This is a genomic window from Aminobacter sp. BA135 (assembly GCF_050859125.1).
GTDB lineage: Bacteria > Pseudomonadota > Alphaproteobacteria > Rhizobiales > Rhizobiaceae > Aminobacter > Aminobacter ciceronei.
Genome location: NZ_CP139572.1, coordinates 4,301,668 through 4,317,019, shown reverse-complemented (window position 1 = coordinate 4,317,019; position 15,352 = coordinate 4,301,668). Strand labels below are relative to the sequence as shown.

The 15,352-nt window shown below is 62.4% G+C and carries 23 protein-coding genes; 12 read left to right on the top strand and 11 right to left on the bottom strand.

All coding sequences use genetic code 11. The features are described from left to right. Window positions 1-23 precede the first annotated feature (23 nt). The 7 genes from SLT36_RS21040 to SLT36_RS21010 all read right to left on the bottom strand — a co-directional run bounded on the left by SLT36_RS21040 (window position 24) and on the right by SLT36_RS21010 (window position 3,978). A complete protein-coding gene (locus tag SLT36_RS21040; protein ID WP_067963858.1) occupies window positions 24-341 on the bottom strand; it encodes an ArsR/SmtB family transcription factor in 318 nt (105 codons plus the stop codon). Between the two features lie 112 nt (window positions 342-453). Then, window positions 454-1,179, bottom strand: a complete 726-nt coding sequence (gene arsH, locus SLT36_RS21035; RefSeq protein ID WP_432284263.1) for an arsenical resistance protein ArsH — start codon at window positions 1,177-1,179, stop codon at window positions 454-456. Next, a complete protein-coding gene (gene arsC, locus SLT36_RS21030) occupies window positions 1,154-1,576 on the bottom strand; it encodes an arsenate reductase (glutaredoxin) (protein WP_432284262.1) in 423 nt (140 codons plus the stop codon). The genes arsH and arsC overlap by 26 nt, the downstream gene beginning before the upstream one ends. After that, window positions 1,576-2,637, bottom strand: a complete 1,062-nt coding sequence (gene arsB / locus SLT36_RS21025; RefSeq protein ID WP_432284261.1) for an ACR3 family arsenite efflux transporter — start codon at window positions 2,635-2,637, stop codon at window positions 1,576-1,578. The genes arsC and arsB overlap by 1 nt, the downstream gene beginning before the upstream one ends. Before the next feature lie 3 nt (window positions 2,638-2,640). Then, a complete protein-coding gene (locus tag SLT36_RS21020; RefSeq protein ID WP_432288425.1) occupies window positions 2,641-3,171 on the bottom strand; it encodes an arsenate reductase ArsC in 531 nt (176 codons plus the stop codon). Further along, window positions 3,161-3,634 carry an arsenic resistance N-acetyltransferase ArsN2 gene (gene arsN2, locus SLT36_RS21015; protein WP_432284260.1) on the bottom strand — a complete coding sequence of 158 codons (474 nt, stop codon included), beginning with the start codon at window positions 3,632-3,634 and terminating at the stop codon, window positions 3,161-3,163. The genes SLT36_RS21020 and arsN2 overlap by 11 nt, the downstream gene beginning before the upstream one ends. Before the next feature lie 17 nt (window positions 3,635-3,651). Then, window positions 3,652-3,978 (bottom strand): ArsR/SmtB family transcription factor, encoded by a 327-nt coding sequence (locus SLT36_RS21010; RefSeq protein ID WP_115732728.1) that lies wholly within the window; start codon window positions 3,976-3,978, stop codon window positions 3,652-3,654. Window positions 3,979-4,020: 42 nt separating this feature from the next. On the opposite strand from SLT36_RS21010, the gene SLT36_RS21005 reads away from it, so the two are divergent. Both SLT36_RS21005 and SLT36_RS21000 read left to right on the top strand, forming a co-directional pair. Then, window positions 4,021-4,560: a DUF6428 family protein gene (locus SLT36_RS21005; protein WP_432284259.1), complete on the top strand. Its 540-nt coding sequence runs from the start codon at window positions 4,021-4,023 to the stop codon at window positions 4,558-4,560. Window positions 4,561-4,759: 199 nt separating this feature from the next. Continuing rightward, window positions 4,760-5,677 carry a DMT family transporter gene (locus tag SLT36_RS21000; protein WP_432284258.1) on the top strand — a complete coding sequence of 306 codons (918 nt, stop codon included), beginning with the start codon at window positions 4,760-4,762 and terminating at the stop codon, window positions 5,675-5,677. Window positions 5,678-5,837: 160 nt separating this feature from the next. On the opposite strand, the gene SLT36_RS20995 is transcribed toward SLT36_RS21000, so the two are convergent. Beyond that, window positions 5,838-6,002 carry a hypothetical protein gene (locus SLT36_RS20995; protein WP_165915778.1) on the bottom strand — a complete coding sequence of 55 codons (165 nt, stop codon included), beginning with the start codon at window positions 6,000-6,002 and terminating at the stop codon, window positions 5,838-5,840. 40 nt (window positions 6,003-6,042) lie between these two features. After that, entirely contained in the window at window positions 6,043-6,303 is a 261-nt protein-coding gene (locus SLT36_RS20990; RefSeq protein WP_432284257.1) for a hypothetical protein, read from the bottom strand. A gap of 233 nt (window positions 6,304-6,536) precedes the next feature. Between SLT36_RS20990 and SLT36_RS20985 the strand changes: the two genes are divergently transcribed. Together SLT36_RS20985 and SLT36_RS20980 are read left to right on the top strand one after the other, a co-directional pair. After that, a complete protein-coding gene (locus SLT36_RS20985) occupies window positions 6,537-6,827 on the top strand; it encodes a hypothetical protein (protein ID WP_432284256.1) in 291 nt (96 codons plus the stop codon). 90 nt (window positions 6,828-6,917) lie between these two features. Continuing rightward, on the top strand, window positions 6,918-7,424 hold the full coding sequence (locus SLT36_RS20980; RefSeq protein WP_432284255.1) for an AAA family ATPase: 507 nt from the start codon (window positions 6,918-6,920) through the stop codon (window positions 7,422-7,424). A gap of 159 nt (window positions 7,425-7,583) precedes the next feature. Here SLT36_RS20980 and SLT36_RS20975 read toward each other — a convergent pair whose 3' ends face one another. Further along, window positions 7,584-9,662: an ATP-dependent helicase gene (locus SLT36_RS20975; RefSeq protein ID WP_432284254.1), complete on the bottom strand. Its 2,079-nt coding sequence runs from the start codon at window positions 9,660-9,662 to the stop codon at window positions 7,584-7,586. Window positions 9,663-9,853: 191 nt separating this feature from the next. Between SLT36_RS20975 and SLT36_RS20970 the strand changes: the two genes are divergently transcribed. The 6 genes from SLT36_RS20970 to SLT36_RS20945 all read left to right on the top strand — a co-directional run bounded on the left by SLT36_RS20970 (window position 9,854) and on the right by SLT36_RS20945 (window position 12,135). Continuing rightward, window positions 9,854-10,054, top strand: a complete 201-nt coding sequence (locus tag SLT36_RS20970; RefSeq protein WP_432284253.1) for a hypothetical protein — start codon at window positions 9,854-9,856, stop codon at window positions 10,052-10,054. Between the two features lie 112 nt (window positions 10,055-10,166). Beyond that, window positions 10,167-10,412: a hypothetical protein gene (locus SLT36_RS20965; protein ID WP_432284252.1), complete on the top strand. Its 246-nt coding sequence runs from the start codon at window positions 10,167-10,169 to the stop codon at window positions 10,410-10,412. Between the two features lie 180 nt (window positions 10,413-10,592). Further along, on the top strand, window positions 10,593-10,949 hold the full coding sequence (locus SLT36_RS20960) for a hypothetical protein (RefSeq protein ID WP_432284251.1): 357 nt from the start codon (window positions 10,593-10,595) through the stop codon (window positions 10,947-10,949). A 314-nt stretch (window positions 10,950-11,263) separates the two neighbouring features. Continuing rightward, window positions 11,264-11,566, top strand: coding sequence for a DUF982 domain-containing protein (locus SLT36_RS20955; protein WP_192568996.1), 303 nt, complete (start codon window positions 11,264-11,266; stop codon window positions 11,564-11,566). A 15-nt stretch (window positions 11,567-11,581) separates the two neighbouring features. Further along, window positions 11,582-11,866: a DUF982 domain-containing protein gene (locus tag SLT36_RS20950; protein ID WP_432284250.1), complete on the top strand. Its 285-nt coding sequence runs from the start codon at window positions 11,582-11,584 to the stop codon at window positions 11,864-11,866. 65 nt (window positions 11,867-11,931) lie between these two features. Beyond that, entirely contained in the window at window positions 11,932-12,135 is a 204-nt protein-coding gene (locus SLT36_RS20945) for a hypothetical protein (RefSeq protein WP_115732712.1), read from the top strand. Between the two features lie 479 nt (window positions 12,136-12,614). Here the strand turns inward: SLT36_RS20945 and SLT36_RS20940 are convergent, their stop codons facing one another. After that, window positions 12,615-13,058 carry a hypothetical protein gene (locus SLT36_RS20940; RefSeq protein WP_432284249.1) on the bottom strand — a complete coding sequence of 148 codons (444 nt, stop codon included), beginning with the start codon at window positions 13,056-13,058 and terminating at the stop codon, window positions 12,615-12,617. 410 nt (window positions 13,059-13,468) lie between these two features. Between SLT36_RS20940 and SLT36_RS20935 the strand changes: the two genes are divergently transcribed. Continuing rightward, complete coding sequence (locus tag SLT36_RS20935; RefSeq protein ID WP_432284248.1) at window positions 13,469-13,798, top strand: hypothetical protein; 330 nt, start codon at window positions 13,469-13,471, stop codon at window positions 13,796-13,798. A gap of 1,260 nt (window positions 13,799-15,058) precedes the next feature. Further along, a complete protein-coding gene (locus SLT36_RS20930; RefSeq protein ID WP_432284247.1) occupies window positions 15,059-15,331 on the top strand; it encodes a hypothetical protein in 273 nt (90 codons plus the stop codon). Window positions 15,332-15,352: the final 21 nt, after the last annotated feature.

Here is a 15,352-nt window from a genome sequence, read left to right as displayed (position 1 = left end):
TATCGAAATAGCTGTCAAAAAAACTATGCTGCGTTGTCTTTCGTCTGGGGGGAGCGAACGTCGGCGCAGCATTCGTCGGAGAGGAAACCGAGAAGGCCATTCATCGCGGCGTAATTGGCACGGCAGATCAGTGTCGTTGCCTGGCGCTCCTGCCCAACGAGACCAGTGGCGATCAGTCGATGCAGATGATGGGAGAGGGTCGATGCGGCGATGCCGATCCTCTCCTGCAGATGGCCGACGGCGAGCCCCTGCTCGCCGGCGCGAACGAGGGCTCGGTAAATCCGTAGTCGCGTCGGGTTGCCGAGCGCTTCGAGCTGGGTTGCTGCTGTTTCGAGCTTCATGGAAATAGCTAGCGCCCATGGAGTGGCAACGGCAACGGGTATTTCGAGAATGATAGAAATATGCCGTTTGGACGACGACCTGCCGACGACCCCCACGGCGGGACCAGATGCTCTAGATCGCCTTGAGCTTGACGCGCGCCTCGAGCTTTTCGGCGTCTTCCTTGCGCTCGCTGTAGCGGTCGGTCAAATAGCCCGAGACATCGCGGGTGAGCAGCGTGAACTTGACCAGCTCTTCCATCACGTCGACGACGCGGTCGTAGTAGGATGACGGCTTCATGCGGCCAGCCTCATCGAACTCCTGGTAGGCTTTCGCCACGGAAGACTGGTTCGGGATGGTGATCATCCGCATCCAGCGGCCGAGGATGCGCATCTGGCTGACCGCGTTGAACGACTGCGAGCCGCCCGAGACCTGCATCACCGCCAATGTGCGCCCTTGCGTCGGCCGGATCGAACCTGTGGCGAGCGGGATCCAGTCGATCTGCGATTTCATCACCCCGCTCATCGCCCCGTGTCGTTCCGGGCTGGTCCAGACCTGGCCTTCCGACCAGAGCGACAGCTCGCGCAGTTCCTTGACCTTCGGGTGATCGGTTGGCGCGCCGTCCGGCAGGGGAAGGCCGGAGGGATCGAAGATGCGGGTCTCGGCTCCGAAGTGCTCCAGCAGGCGCGCAGCTTCCTGGGTCAGGAAGCGACTGTATGAGCGTCCACGAAGCGATCCGTATAGAAGCAGGATCCGCGGCTTGTGGGTCGACAATTCGACGGACAGCTTGGTGCGGTCAGGCAGTTCCAGCGCGTTGCTGGCGATGTTGGGCAGGTCAGGCAACGCGGTTTCCCCCGGCATCGATCAGCACTTCGCCGTCCTCCTTGAGAAACGGCCCTTTTTGCGGAAGCGGCAGGATGTCGAGCACGATCTCGGAAGGTCGGCTGAGCCGCACGCCCCAGGGCGTGACGACGAACGGCCGGTTGATGAGGATCGGATGCGCCAGCATGGCGTCCAGCAACTGGTCGTCGGTCAGCTTCGGATCGTTCAGGCCCAGTTCGCCATAAGGCGTGCCCTTCTGCCTGATGGCCTCGCGCACGGTGAGGCCGGCCTTGGAGATCATGTCCTGCAGCACGGCAAGCGCGGGCGGCGTTTTCAGATAGTCGATCACAGTGGGCTCGACCCCGGCGTTGCGAATGAGCGCAAGCGTGTTGCGCGACGTGCCGCAGGCGGGGTTGTGGTAGATGGTGACGTCCATCAGACGGTCCTTTCGCTTTGTTTGGCGGCAGAAACGGCCGCGCCGCGCTCGTACCAGCCCTTGCTGCGGTTCACGATCCAGACGACCGACAGCATCACCGGAACCTCGACAAGCACGCCGACGACGGTTGCAAGTGCTGCACCCGAGCTGAAGCCGAACAGGCTGATGGCGGCGGCGACCGCCAGCTCGAAGAAATTGGAAGCGCCGATCAGCGCCGACGGACCGGCAACGCAATGCTGCTCGCCCGAGATGCGGTTGAGCAGATAGGCCAGGCCCGAATTCAGATAGACCTGGATCAGGATCGGCACCGCCAGAAGCGCGATGATCGCCGGCTGGGCGATGATCTGCTCGCCCTGGAAGCCGAACAGAAGCACCAGCGTCGCCAAAAGCGCCACCAGCGACAGCGGCTGCAGCGTCTGCAGCAGTCTGTCGAGCGCCGTCTGGCCGCCTGAGGCGAGCAGCCGGCGTCTGATCAGCTGGGCGATGACGACAGGAATGACGATGTAGAGAACCACCGACAGGACCAGCGTGCCCCAGGGAACGGTGATCGCGGACAGGCCGAGCAGCAGGCCGACGATCGGCGCAAAGGCAACCACCATGATGGCATCGTTGAGCGCCACCTGCGACAGGGTGAAATGGGGTTCGCCCCTGGTCAGGTTGGACCAGACGAAGACCATGGCCGTGCACGGGGCCGCTGCCAGGATGATCAGGCCGGCAATGTAGGAATCGATCTGGTCCGCGGGCAGATACGGACGGAACAGCCAGCCGATGAACAGCCAGCCAAGCAGCGCCATCGAGAACGGCTTCACCGCCCAGTTGATGAACAGCGTGACGCCGATGCCGCGCCAATGCCTACCGACCTCGCCCATGGCGGCGAAATCGATCTTCAGCAGCATCGGGATGATCATGAGCCAGATCAGCACGGCGACCGCAATGTTCACCTTGGCGATCTCGGCGCCGCCGATGGCCTGGAAGACGGCTGGCATCAGATGGCCAAGCGCGATGCCGACGACGATGCACAGCGCGACCCAGAGGGTCAGGTAACGTTCGAATGTCGACATGATTCAGGCTGCGTCCGTGTTCTTTGAGGTCGAGCCTTCCATGCGGCCGATCACCCGGAGATGATGATCGACTGCCATCCGGTCGATGGAGGCGAGCGGGAGGCTGAGGAACGCCATGATCCGGTTCTTCATGAACCGCGCCGCCGTGCTGAACGCGCGCTCTTTCTCGATGTCGGTTCCTTCGACGTGCGAGGGGTCTTCGATGCCCCAGTGAGCCGACATCGGATGACCGATCCAGACCGGACAGGCTTCTCCGGCCGCGTCGTCGCAGACGGTGAAGATGAAATCCATTTCCGGCGCGCCGGCTACGGAGAACTCATCCCACGACTTCGAACGAAAACCCTCGGCCGGATATTCGAGAGCCTCCAGCACCTTCAGCGCCATCGGATTGACCGCGCCCTTGGGCTGGCTGCCCGCCGAATATGAATTGAAACGCCCAGCGCCTTCCTTGCGCAGAATGCTCTCCGCGAGGATCGAGCGGGCCGAATTGCCCGTGCACAGAAACAGCACGTTGTAGACGCGGTCAGTCATCAGTTGTCTCCGATATGGAACATGGTCGAAGGAGAGGCAGGCGGCGCATCAGCAAGGCAGCGCTGGATGGGCACAGCGACGACGCCTGTCTCGTGGCCAGGATTTTCGACGGAGCCGTGTCTCGCCCGACGCGCTCGAAGCCGGCGGCTTCGAAGAAGGGCGCGGCCGAGGTGGTCAACAGATAGACTTCGGAAATTCCCAGGTCCTCGGCTTTCCGAAGCAACTGCTCCGTGATGTGTTTTCCTGCGCCTTGGCCACGTGCCGGGGGCAGCACGACGATGGAGCGCAGAAGGGCATGGTCTCCAACGACCTCCAGGCCACCGAAGCCGACGGTCATGCCGTTGTCCTGAAGCCGGAAAAAGAGCCTGCCGTCTTCGGCGAGGTCGTCAGCAGGCAGGTGCTCCGCGGCAAGTGCGGCGACGAATTCGGCATCGCCGGGTTCGATCTGCTGGATTGTCGAATTCATTGCAGCGTGTCCGAATGTCAGCAGCAGGCAGGCGCGAGTGCCGGCTGGCAGATGGCCGGGTTGCCGGCGCAGCAGTCCTCCATCAGAAACCGGATCAGGCCGCTCAGCGCCTGGTAATCGGCCGAGTAGACGATGGAACGCGCGTCGCGGCGGGCGGTGACCAGCCCGCCACGCTCCAGCTCCTTGAGGTGGAACGACACATTCGATGCCGTAACCCCTGCGGCCTCGGCAATGATGCCTGCGGCCATGCCGTCCGGCCCGGCCTTGACCAAGAGCCGGACGATCTTCAGCCGCGTTTCCTGGGACATCGCCCCGAAGGCGATCAGCGCTTGACGTTCATCCATATTTCAACAATCCTAGAAATGTCAAAATGAGGAATAACCGAGATGCCCACCCCTGACAACCACGATCTTGCCGGCTCGACCGATTTCGCAGATGACGGCATTTCGATCGGTGCGCTGTTGTCCGTCCTCGCCGGGCACAAGGACAAGCCATTGCTGTTCAGCTATGGCGGCCGCACGGTGAAGCCGGGCTATCATGTCACCGAAGTCAAGGCGGGAGCCTTTGCAGCACTTGATTGCGGCGCAAACCCCGAGGCCTGGACCGAGCTCTTCATCCAGCTCTGGGATGTCGACGAGGATGAGCGTACCCACATGCCGGCCGGCAAGTTCTCTGCCATCATCCGCAAGGTCAGCGAACATGTGGCTCTCGACCCCGTGGCCAGGCTGACCTTCGAGGTCAGCGACGGCATCGCTGCGATGCAGCTCCACAAGGCATCCGCGCCGGTGATCCGGGGCGGCGAGGTCCATGTCGCGCTGTCTCCCCGGGCGGCGAGTTGCAAGCCGCGCGACCGCTGGCTTGTCGAGCAGGCCAAGGCCAGCTGCTGCGGCCCCGCCAAAGGCGATGCCCAGCCCTGCTGCAGCTAGGGCGTAAAACCCCCACAGCTTGATGGCTGCTCCGGCAGGTGGTAGCAATTCCGGGTCCCTGCATGATGGGTTGGAGACGGATGGTCAGGCCTTCCAGAAGACCCGGTTACGACAATTGCGACGCAGAGAGCTGCGCCGGGCGCTAGCCCGGTCGCCATTTCTGCCGCTTTTTCCGTAACCGCTTCTGGAGTCCAAAGAGATGCGCCATTCGTTGCGCTTTCCTCCTGCTGTCCTGTTGGTAACTGCATGCGCCCTGTGGGGAGCTGCGACCGTCCTGAACAAGGCGCTGCTTGCGTCGATCAACCCGGTGACGCTGCTGGTCGTCCAGCTGGCGCCGAGCGCCCTGTTCCTGTGGGCTGCGGTTCTGATCACAGCCTGTCCGGCCCCGGCGAAGTCATACTGGCTTCCGCTGGTCGCGCTCGGCGTGCTCAACCCGGGCATTTCCTACACGCTCAACCTGATGGGGCTTGCAAGTGTATCGGCAAGCGTCTCGACGCTGCTGTGGGCGGCCGAACCGCTGATGATACTGGGCCTGGCGGCACTGGTCCTCGGCGAAAAAATCACCTGGCGGCTGTTGCTGGTGATGCTGCTCGGTGGTCTCGGGGTGGCTTTGGTGGCCCATGTCCATGGCGGGCTCGGTGACGCCATTGCGCCCCAGGGCATGGTCCTGCTGCTGGGCGCGGTGCTTTGCTGTGCGTTCTACACCGTGTTCTCGCGACAGCTGGTCGAAAGCGTCGACCCTGTCTTCACCGTCGCGCTGCAGCAGACGGCGGGACTTGCCTGGGCGGTGGCCTTGCTGCTCGTCGGCACGCCATTCGGCTCGGTCGACGATATCAGGGCCATTCCCCCTGCTACTCTCGTTGCGGCGGCAATTTCCGGCCTGCTTTATTACGCCGCCGCCTATTGGCTTTACATCGCCGCGCTGCGCTGGGTTCCGGCGGCCGTTGCCGGCAGTTACTTCAACGTCATCCCGATATTCGGCGTTGGGCTTGCCTACCTCTTCCTCGGCGAGACGCTGACGCCTGTTCAGTGGCTGGGGGCGGGGGCAATCCTGGCATCGACCTACGCGCTGGTTCGGCTCACCAATGGTATGGGGTCCGGGCGATCGGCGGAATGAGGTCTGTTTGACTGCCGGTACGACGGCCCCGGCAGTTCACGCCGATGCCTCTGCCGCATCGCCGGAGGCGTCGTCGCCGCTGCCAGGGCGGCGGCGCTGTTCGGCCTGCCCGCTGGCGCCTCGCCGGGGCGCGGCGACGGTTGCCCTGTGCGGCCTAAGCTCAGACCTTGCCGTCTTTTTGCGCCTTTTCGAGCTTTTCGTGGGTCTTCTCGAACAGCGTCTTTTCGACAGGCTCCGGCCGGAACTGCTTGTCCATCTCCTTGACCTGTTCCATCGCCTTCTGGTGCGCTTCGGCTGCACCGACGATCTTTCCTTCGTTGGGCATGGTTATTCCTCCTCTTCTCCGGTTGATGACATCGACGCGTCTAGCGAACGCCCCAATTCGTGATGGCAAAATCCACGATCATCCATCCCATGGTCAAAACCAGCGCAGCGCCCAAAGCCGCATCGACATAGTCGCCATATTTGCCGGGCAGGATTTCATCGAGAAAAACGGCAACGAAAAAGCCGAGCACAGCCCCGACCGCGCCCAGGGCAGCAGCTCCGCCTTGCCCCCAAAGAACATGTCCGGTCACGACCAGCAGTACGAAAATCAGTATTCCAACGGCGCCGGCAGCGTGGTTCATTTTTTTGACCCGCGATCTCTATCCAATACGACACGAAATCTCGATTGCTGCAAGTTGTCGACAGTGTTGAGTGCGGCTAAGCTTTGCCACATGCTTTCTCATTTCAGATTCGCCTCGAGCCTCGTCTTTGCGCTAGCCGTTCTCGCCTCCAGCGCAGCACACGCCACGGGCGCTTGCCCTCCCGTCAGCCAGGCGTCCGAACGCGGCAAGCTGCAACAGCTGCTTGCATCCAGGTGGAGAGCGAGCGGACCTTCCTGCTGGCTGGTGCCGAACAGCGGCTCGAGCAGGTCCCATCGAGCGCCCTCAACGCCGATGGCGCGTTGTGCGGCATCCCGGTCGTTCGTGCCTATGTGCTCGGCTGCATGAACGCCACTCTTGGCGAGCCTTTGCCCGCGATGCCGGCGGGCAAGGCCTCAGGCAAGGCGCTGTGGGGCCGGGCCGGGCTGTCGGCCCGCGGTGCCGTGTTCATCGGCATGTTCGAAGCCTGCCGCGGCGGCGCCGCGGAGGCGTTTCTGTCGCGGTGACCTGATCCGTCGGGGTGCCCGGATCTGCCCAGGTGCCAAGATCTGCCCGGCAGCCATGCGCACAGGGCGAGCAACAAGCAGGATTTCCGCATGAGCCTCTTTGTCATCACCGGTGCGATGGCCGCCGGCAAGACCACCGTCGCCAAGGCGCTGGCGCAACGTTTTCCGCGCTCGGCCGTCGTCGGCGGCGATGTCTTCCGTCGCATGATCGTCAACGGTGCGGCAGTCATGGGGCCAAGTCTCGATGCCGAAGCGCGCGCGCAACTGACGCTGCGCCAGGTGATCGCCACCGATGCCGTGCGTCGTTACCGCGACGCCGGCTTCACCGTTGTCTATCAGGACATTCTGATCGGGCAGGATCTTGTCGCCGCCGTCGAGCGCCTGGCCGACCTTGATCCGCGCGTCGTGGTGTTGGCGCCTTCGGCCGAAGTGCTGGCGCAACGCGACAGGGACCGGGCGAAAACCGGCTATTCCGACCATTTTCCGCCCGCAATCCTCGCCGAGGCCCTGGCCCGCGAGACGCAGCACCTCGGCCGGTGGATCGATTCATCCGCCATGGATGTCGAACAGGTGGTCGACGCCATTCTCGACGACTGACGCTTCAGGTGGCCGCACCAGCGAGGGCGCAAGCACTTGTCCTGTCGCCTGTGCGGAGGTCGATCTTGCGGGGCTGATGAGGCCATTGCCGCTCCGACCTGAAAACGACGTCGCCGTTCGATGGCAACGTTGCCGAATACCGCCCGCCGGTCTCGCCCGCTACGTCCACATCGAGCGCATCTTGCCCTTGATGTCGACCGAAACCTGCGGCCGCGCCGCCTTGTCTTTCCGGAACGACTGGCTGGTCCAGGCGGTCGCCTCGAAATGGCCGAGCAGATGCTGCGCAATGAAGCGGCTGCGCGAGGCATAGACATGCCTGTCGCCGCGCGCCGCCTGGCCGGAGGTGAAGAAACGCTGCGGCGTGATCAGGTGCAGCGAATCCTTGGCCCTGGTCATGGCGACATAAAGCAGGCGGCGTTCTTCCTCGAGCTCCTTGCGTTCGCCGGCGCTGAGGTCGATCGGCATGCAGCCGTCGACCGCGTTCAAGACGAACACCTTGGTCCACTCCTGGCCCTTGGCCGAATGGATCGTCGACAGGATGAGAAAATCCTCGTCGAGATGCGGCGGTCCGGCCTCGTCGCTGGTTGCCGAGGGCGGGTCGAGCGTCAGCTCGGTAAGGAAACGCTCGCGGCTGGGATAACCGGAGGCGATCTGTTCGAGTTGCAGCAGGTCGGCCCGCCGTGTCGTCGCATCCTCGTGCTTGCGCTCGAGATGCGGCTCGTACCAGAGCCGCGCCCGCTCCATCTCGGCCGGCCAGCCGGGGCCGCGCCGGAGGTCTGAAAACAGCGCGACAAAACCGGGCCAGTCGCTTGCCGCCCGGGCCGGCGGGGAAAAGCGCGCCAGCCCCATTTCGAGGTCGAGCGACTGCTCCATGCTGTCGATGGCATTCGACGCCGCGGACGGGCCGATGCCCGGCATCAGCTGCATCACCCGGAAACCGGCGATGCGGTCGCGCGGGTTCTGGGCAAACCGCAGGACAGCCAGCACGTCCTTGACATGGGCGGCATCGAGAAACTTCAGCCCGCCGAACTTGACGAAGGGGATGTTGCGCCTGGTGAGCTCGACCTCGAGCGGCCCCGAATGATGCGCTGCCCGAAACAGCACCGCCTGTTCCTTCAGAAGCGTGCCGGTCTCGCGCTCCTTCAAGACCTCGTCGCAGACATAGCCGGCCTGTTCGGCTTCGTCTGCAACCGTCACGATGCGGGGCTTTTCCAGCGACCTGCGTTCGGTCCACAGGTTCTTGGTGAAACGCTCCTCGGCCTCGCCGATGACGGCATTGGCGGCGTTCAATATGGCGTCGGTCGAGCGATAATTCTGGTCGAGCGTCACCACCTGGGCGGGTTCGGCAAACAGGCCGGGGAAATCGAGGATGTTGCGCACTTCGGCGGCGCGGAACGAATAGATCGACTGGGCGTCGTCGCCGACCACCGTCAGGCCGCGGCCGTCGGGCTTGATCGCCGTCAGGATCGCCGCCTGCAGCCGGTTGGTGTCCTGGTATTCGTCGACCAGGATATGGTCGAAACGCTGGGAAAGATGGGCGGCGATGCCAGGCTCGGCCGCCATCTGCGACCAGTAGAGCAGGAGGTCGTCGTAATCGAGGATGTTCTGCGCCTGCTTGGCCTCGACATAGGCCTTAAACAGCGCCTTCAGCTCGTCGCTCCAGCCGACACACCAGGGAAAGGCGTGGCCGAGCACCGCCTCGAGCCTGTCCTGGGAATTGACGACGCGGGAATAGATCGCAAGGCAGGTCGCCTTGGTGGGAAAGCGCTTCTCCGTCTCGGAAAAGCCGAGCTGGTGGCGAACCAGGTTCATCAGGTCGGCCGAGTCTTCCCGGTCGTGGATGGTGAAGGCGGGTTCGAGCCCGATGTCGAGCGCATAGTCGCGCAGCAACCTCGCGCCGACGGAATGGAAGGTGCCGGCCCAGCTCAGCCCTTCCATCAGGCTCGCCGCGCGCTCCTGCAAAACGTCGGCGGCGATGCGCTCGACGCGCCTGCTCATCTCGGCCGCCGCACGGCGCGAAAATGTCATCAACAGGATGCGCCGGGGGTCGGCGCCGCGAACGATGAGATGGGCAACCCGGTGGGCGAGCGTGTTGGTCTTGCCCGAGCCGGCGCCGGCAATGATCAGCAAGGGGCCCGACACCGCGCCGTCGCCATGCAAGACGGCAGCGCGCTGGCCCGGGTTCAGGCGGGCGAGATAACCAGGCTCTGCTGCCGAATCACGGATGGCGATGTTCATTCAGGCATGAAGCATCGTTTCCGTTTCGTTCGCAACGGTCGATCCGGCGGGGGCGGGCCTCGCTGGCCATTGCCCTAACGTTAGCATTTTGTGAATTGACGCCTGGAGGTATTTGTTCCTATTTTGTTCTCATGCCGATGTTATCCGAATTTCCCTCCGACAAGATCATCGTCTGCTGCGACAAATGCGGGATGCGCAAGCAGTTCGACCGCGACGCCATGCTGCGGGCCGGCGGCGACCGCACGCTGGCGCTTCTGCTGGACGCGATCGTCGCGCGCATCGGCTGCACGCGGACCAACACGTTCAACATCTATGACCGCTGCGGCGCCAAATATGAGGAACTTGTGCGGCTGCTGGGGATGTCGACGTCGCATCGCGCGCCGGACCGATGAGCGTCGTGGATGAGCTGCGTATCGGCGATCAGGGGCGCGCGCCAGGCGATGGTGAGGGCGCCGGCCTGGTCGCATCGCGGTCGCGTGGCAGTCCGGTCAGGCAGGAGCAAACATGTCGCGCAGGCATGACAGAAACGACAGACTGACCGAGAGCGAGATCGAGGCGATTGTCCTGGCGGCGATCCCTTTGCGTATGGCGATCCAGAAGTGCTTCATCAGCCTGAAGCCATTCAACGAGACCTATTCGCTGCTGCATCACCACGTCGCCGGTCTGGACGCCGTTCTGGAGAGAATTACCGGCCGAAGCATCGATTACCGCAGTCGAGATCTCGGCCTGTTGCCGCGCCGCGATGGCTAGCACATAGCTCGCCGCCATCGCTCTCACCGGCATCGCCCTCCACCGGCATCGCCCTCACCGGCATTGCTTGAGCAACGCGCCGGCATTCGGCCGGCCCGCGCTTTTCGCGTCATCGATGGCTGGCAACCGGGGCAACCGCTGCGGTTGTTTCCCTTTCAATGACAAGATGGCCAAGCAAAAGTGCTTGAATTTCTCGTGTCCCGGCGTGATCCTGAAGATTGTTGGGAGAGGGGAGAAGTCATGGATACGTCTGACGAAAGTCCTGAGGTCCTGGAAGCCTCGGGCGTTGTGCTTCCAGTTGCCGCCACTGCATTTGCAGACACCGTGCGATATTTGGTCGACAACAATCTGCTGGCGGATTTTGAAGCCCATCTCGGGAAAATCGGCCTGACGGACATATGGATCGACATCGCCACCGCCAATGCGCTCAAGCATTTCCTCTATGACAGCAAGAAGAAGGATGCTGCCGCCCGCAACATCATGCGATGCCAATGCAAAAGCTGGAAAGGCCCGAAATTCCCCGAGAAGGAGAAGTAGGAGGGCCGTGACAGGTCGTCTATGCCGGGCGACCTTCCGGTGGTGAAACCATAGATGTGGAAGGGGCTGGCGGGCGTATTGTCGCCAATGTTGCCACGCCGCGGAGCCGGGCGCGTCATGCCGCCTGCCGCATCTCGCCGCTCGACGCCCGATGAGTTGGCTGCGGTCAGCATGGCGTCGGCTTCACCCGATTTCTCCAGTCAAAACCGATCTTGAAACCGGAAATCTGCCGACACATATCGAGCGCGGGTCGTTGCCGCTGTCGGTATCGGCCTGTCCAAAAATGCAAACTTTCGTTCGACTTGGAGGATCTGATGAGCGATCGGATGTTCGACAGCCCTGTTTTCGTAAAGTCCGGAAACAGCCTTATCGAGGAAATAGCCTGTCTCGAGGACGCCCTCGAATTTCTCTATGAATGGCCAAAGAACCGACGCGGCACGATTTACGAGACGGCGCTGCGCGCCTGTCAACGCGCATTTGACAGCAACTATCCGCTCCGCGCCGCGCGACAGGCATTCTGCGGTTTCGCCAGATCGGCCAATATTCTCGAAGAGGTCAGCATCCCGCTGCCATGGATGACAGGGGGAAAGGCTGGCGCAAGCGGTCTCGGTGCCTAGGCGGAGGATCGCGCCATGCTTGCACAATCTTTCGAAAGGCCCATCCGTGTCTGGGTCGGACTTGGCTTCCCGCGCCAACTCAACACCGTCGTCGATGCCTTTCAGTTTGCGATGGAGTGGTGCGGAAACAGCCCCGAGCAGCGAGCGGCAATCAGGGCGTGCAAAGCTGCATTGTCTGGAGACGTCGACGCTGAGACAGCCAGGGGTGTCTTCGCCGCCTTTGCGCGCAAGAAAGACATCCTGGTCGAGGACGGCGATATGCCGCCGGAAATTGCCGGGCCTCGATCGGCCCACGCCTGATTGATCGGAGATCGGAGAGGGCGGCAGCCGGCTGGCGCCCTCTCCAGTCTATGCGGACGTGACGAATGACAAAGCCACCTATGATGAAATCGCCCGAAAATCACCCGACTGCCCTGGCTTACGATGCCGAATGCCAGGGCGCCCTGGCAGAACATGTCGACAAGCTTCTGGACCATGCCGAGGCCGCCGGCTGGGACCGCACCAAAGCGGCGGCGGCCATGATGTATCTCAGTGCCAAACGTCTGAAGGCGAGGGCCGATGGGGCTTGATCTCGTCCATCGGCCATCGTGACAAATGAGAGGCCGGCGATGGCCTGGCGGCGGGATGGGCGAGAGCTCAGGAGACACCTGCAGCCAGCAGCAATGAAACAACTGCGGTAGCTTCCGGACCACCGGAGCGGCAGACGCGATTTGACCTGCCACGCCTCGGTGCAACCGGCTTCGGCGCCTTCACGGCAAGCGCCAGACTTGCTCTGGGCGATGACGGAATTCCGATGATCGGCGCGACTGACCAGAATTGACCGCACCGGCCTCCCACAGATTGCTGCCAAAGCCAGTCACCCCGCCGCTTGACGGGTGCCCTTTGCTAGGGAAGGCAAGGCCTGGCGTCGACGCCGGCGACTGGCGCGCTTCGCCAAGCCCTCCGGCCTGCGCGACGCGCCGCGCGCAGCGACAAGGCCATCATGCGCCACCCGCCGGTGCAACTACGCTGCCTTAGGTGCCAGGGCGGCCAAGAGGTCGAAGGGAAACTACTCCCCGCGTTGAGCCAGCTGTTGCGAGTCCGAAAAGACGGGCGGCCTTCGGACGGTCTGGGTGAAACCCGTCGCAGTGAATTGGATGGCTCCGACATCGAGCTCGATCTGGTAGTCCCAGAGGATGAACTTTCCATTCGGCGACAATCGGCTGTTCTGGCGGTTGATGTCCTGGATCGAGGTGTCGCCCAGCGTTTGCCAATCCAGCGACAGCTTCAGGTTCGTCACATCGTGGAATTCCAGCGTGCAAGGGGCGACATCCCATCCCCGCACCGCATCGTCCTGCCAATGCCATTCGAAAATGTAGTCGATGTCGAAGCCTATGGTGCAGTTCGCCTGGGGAAAGCTCATCGAATAGAGAACGGCGTCGTGCCACCCCATCTCGGCAAAATCCGCGTCCGTCCATATCTCGCAGCCGTTGATTGTCTGACGGTCGTTCATTGCGCGCGCGCCCCAGGAGTTCAAAGAGATACTTCGTGGCTTTCATAGCAGCTTCGCCACAGGGTGCCGCAAGCGCCGGCCACCGGATCGATTTGTCCGCCATGTGGAGCAGGTGATGGATGCCCTCCTCGAGGCATGACGCCCCAGGCGGAAGCCCAGGCGCCAAGCGAACTGTTCCACCCTGACCTGAAACGGGGTGCCCATCCGGTTGGCATGGCGCGACGCCATGATCTCCCGCGTCGGCAGGACATTCGCTGCTGTCGGTCCAGCTAGCGGCCGCTATACGCTCGCGTGAAGGCACGCGCCGACCTATTGCCGCCGCCAGGCATGGTTGCTTTCCTGCTTCGGCTTTGATTGTTTTTCAAAGGCTCGTCGCGAAACGGGATCAGATGAAAGGTCCTGGGAATCTCATGCCTGAAATACAACTTCGTGAACTGACCGAAAGCGAGTTTCTCGACTGCAGCCGTGGCTCGATGAGCGACGTGACGTCCGCGCAGCAGCCAGTTGCCGACGTCTGGCCCTATGTCGACCTGCTCGACCCCAGAAGTCTCGGGGTGCTTGCCATCAGGGATGTGGATTATGTGTATCGGGATGCCTCTCAGCGTTACGATCACGTGGTGATCGCAACCGACACAGCCGACGTATTCCTGGTGGTCATCGTTGACCGCCGGGCAAGACGGGTTTTCGGCCACCGACTGCTCGACCTGATATTTGAATACGGCCTTGCGTCCAGGCACTGATGGCGGCGCGCATCGCCCCAAGCCTGAGCTCCAGAGGCGTCGATCCCTGGGCTCGGGTCCTCTTGGCACGTAGAGCCACGCTTGATTAGCATTGATCGTTTTCAGATAGAGCAACCCAATGCCCCGAGGCCTGTATATTCAAGATGCCGATCGGCAGAGGGGTTAGCGAGAGTGATCCGACAGACTAGGCTGTCCGCCGACCTGCTCTTTTTGAATCAGCTTGTCACAGCAATACTCACTTGCCGAAAGTCATTTTTGGTGCTGCATTCGACTGAGCGCAATTTTTCGACCTTGGGGGCCCATCGATGAAGCGCATTGTCCTTGCTGCACTGTTCGCGTGCATTTCGTTTGTCGCGTCTGCTGACGAAATCTGCCTGCTCTACTGTCCGACAGAAGTGGCCGAGGCTCAGTGTCGGCTCTCCTGGGGCAACGATGGAACGTGCTCATGCACGTGCAAAACGAACGTTGATACATCGAAGATACCTGCCACGTCCTCCACGGACGGGCGGTTGTCGCTCAGGCTGCGTGAGGCGGACGGCAATCGTCTGGTGTTGGCACCGGCGGCTCCGGCTCCATCGAATGATCTGTTGTCGACAGACCAAATTCAGGGAGCTGTATGGGATGTGGTTGGGCAGTGCATGGCTGGCCGCGGCTGCTAGAACTAGGTCTGGGCCGATGTCATCGTCGCGGCGGAAAAGGGCAAGCCTGGACGGCGCGCCGGAGCAACCGCTGGTGACTTAGCCGAGCTAATATTCCTTGGGTTGCTGTCGAATATTGGGAGGGGAATGTGGCGCTTAATCAAGACCGCGGAACAGTTACAGGCCTTCGCAGCAGCGGGGCTGACAGTATTCAACTACGGATCACCTACCCGGACGGTTCCCAAAAATGGAGCCGCGATTTTGCATTGTCCGAGGTGTCGATGATTGACTGGTCAGACGAGGAAAATACTCCTGCGGGCGAAGATTGGACACGAAACCCTGCGTTTCTCGTGACAGATGTCGACGGTGGGCAGAGCAGGCATTGTCCCAAACACAAGCCTGAGCCCTGCTAAAGGCGCGAGCAGGGGAAGCGTCTGTCATAAATTCGACGGCTGCCGCCCTAATCGCAGCCTTGGTATTCGCCTTCACGATCAGTAGCGAGCGGCCTCTGATCCGGATGGCAGGGCCTGGCATCGGCGCGCCCGACATCGGCGAAGATACCGTTTCCGCGTTGCCATGATTTGCCGGCCCGGATTACCTTGCCGTTTCCAGGAGGGGGCTCATGGTTGCTGATATTTCAAGTGTGACGGCCGAGCAGACAAGGCTCGACCGGATGCTGACGCGCGGCATCGTCTTTTCGGTTATCCGGCTCGCCGGTTTCGGGTCCTGTTTCGCGCCGTACCAGGGCATGCGCGCCCTCCGCATGATCAAGGCGAATCCGAGGCTCCAGGAACATGGCCGCGCCATGTGGTGCATCATTGTTGGCGGGCTTGGCGCTCTCGCCTTGCTGACTGTCGTCGGCATAGGCCTTTTCAATGCGGCGATGCGGCCCTGAGCAGTGAGCCGAGCGCGGTCT

What these genes read in the sequence shown, in the direction of transcription:
- SLT36_RS21040 (WP_067963858.1), bottom strand. Translation starts at nt 341, where the DNA reads ATGAAGCTCGAAACAGCAGCAACCCAGCTCGAAGCGCTCGGCAACCCG.
- arsH (WP_432284263.1), bottom strand. Translation starts at nt 1,179, where the DNA reads ATGCCGGGGGAAACCGCGTTGCCTGACCTGCCCAACATCGCCAGCAAC.
- arsC (WP_432284262.1), bottom strand. Translation starts at nt 1,576, where the DNA reads ATGGACGTCACCATCTACCACAACCCCGCCTGCGGCACGTCGCGCAAC.
- arsB (WP_432284261.1), bottom strand. Translation starts at nt 2,637, where the DNA reads ATGTCGACATTCGAACGTTACCTGACCCTCTGGGTCGCGCTGTGCATC.
- arsN2 (WP_432284260.1), bottom strand. Translation starts at nt 3,634, where the DNA reads ATGAATTCGACAATCCAGCAGATCGAACCCGGCGATGCCGAATTCGTC.
- SLT36_RS21010 (WP_115732728.1), bottom strand. Translation starts at nt 3,978, where the DNA reads ATGGATGAACGTCAAGCGCTGATCGCCTTCGGGGCGATGTCCCAGGAA.
- SLT36_RS21005 (WP_432284259.1), top strand. Translation starts at nt 4,021, where the DNA reads ATGCCCACCCCTGACAACCACGATCTTGCCGGCTCGACCGATTTCGCA.
- SLT36_RS21000 (WP_432284258.1), top strand. Translation starts at nt 4,760, where the DNA reads ATGCGCCATTCGTTGCGCTTTCCTCCTGCTGTCCTGTTGGTAACTGCA.
- SLT36_RS20995 (WP_165915778.1), bottom strand. Translation starts at nt 6,002, where the DNA reads ATGCCCAACGAAGGAAAGATCGTCGGTGCAGCCGAAGCGCACCAGAAG.
- SLT36_RS20990 (WP_432284257.1), bottom strand. Translation starts at nt 6,303, where the DNA reads ATGAACCACGCTGCCGGCGCCGTTGGAATACTGATTTTCGTACTGCTG.
- SLT36_RS20980 (WP_432284255.1), top strand. Translation starts at nt 6,918, where the DNA reads ATGAGCCTCTTTGTCATCACCGGTGCGATGGCCGCCGGCAAGACCACC.
- SLT36_RS20975 (WP_432284254.1), bottom strand. Translation starts at nt 9,662, where the DNA reads ATGAACATCGCCATCCGTGATTCGGCAGCAGAGCCTGGTTATCTCGCC.
- SLT36_RS20970 (WP_432284253.1), top strand. Translation starts at nt 9,854, where the DNA reads ATGCGCAAGCAGTTCGACCGCGACGCCATGCTGCGGGCCGGCGGCGAC.
- SLT36_RS20965 (WP_432284252.1), top strand. Translation starts at nt 10,167, where the DNA reads ATGTCGCGCAGGCATGACAGAAACGACAGACTGACCGAGAGCGAGATC.
- SLT36_RS20955 (WP_192568996.1), top strand. Translation starts at nt 11,264, where the DNA reads ATGAGCGATCGGATGTTCGACAGCCCTGTTTTCGTAAAGTCCGGAAAC.
- SLT36_RS20950 (WP_432284250.1), top strand. Translation starts at nt 11,582, where the DNA reads ATGCTTGCACAATCTTTCGAAAGGCCCATCCGTGTCTGGGTCGGACTT.
- SLT36_RS20945 (WP_115732712.1), top strand. Translation starts at nt 11,932, where the DNA reads ATGACAAAGCCACCTATGATGAAATCGCCCGAAAATCACCCGACTGCC.
- SLT36_RS20940 (WP_432284249.1), bottom strand. Translation starts at nt 13,058, where the DNA reads ATGAACGACCGTCAGACAATCAACGGCTGCGAGATATGGACGGACGCG.
- SLT36_RS20935 (WP_432284248.1), top strand. Translation starts at nt 13,469, where the DNA reads ATGCCTGAAATACAACTTCGTGAACTGACCGAAAGCGAGTTTCTCGAC.
- SLT36_RS20930 (WP_432284247.1), top strand. Translation starts at nt 15,059, where the DNA reads ATGGTTGCTGATATTTCAAGTGTGACGGCCGAGCAGACAAGGCTCGAC.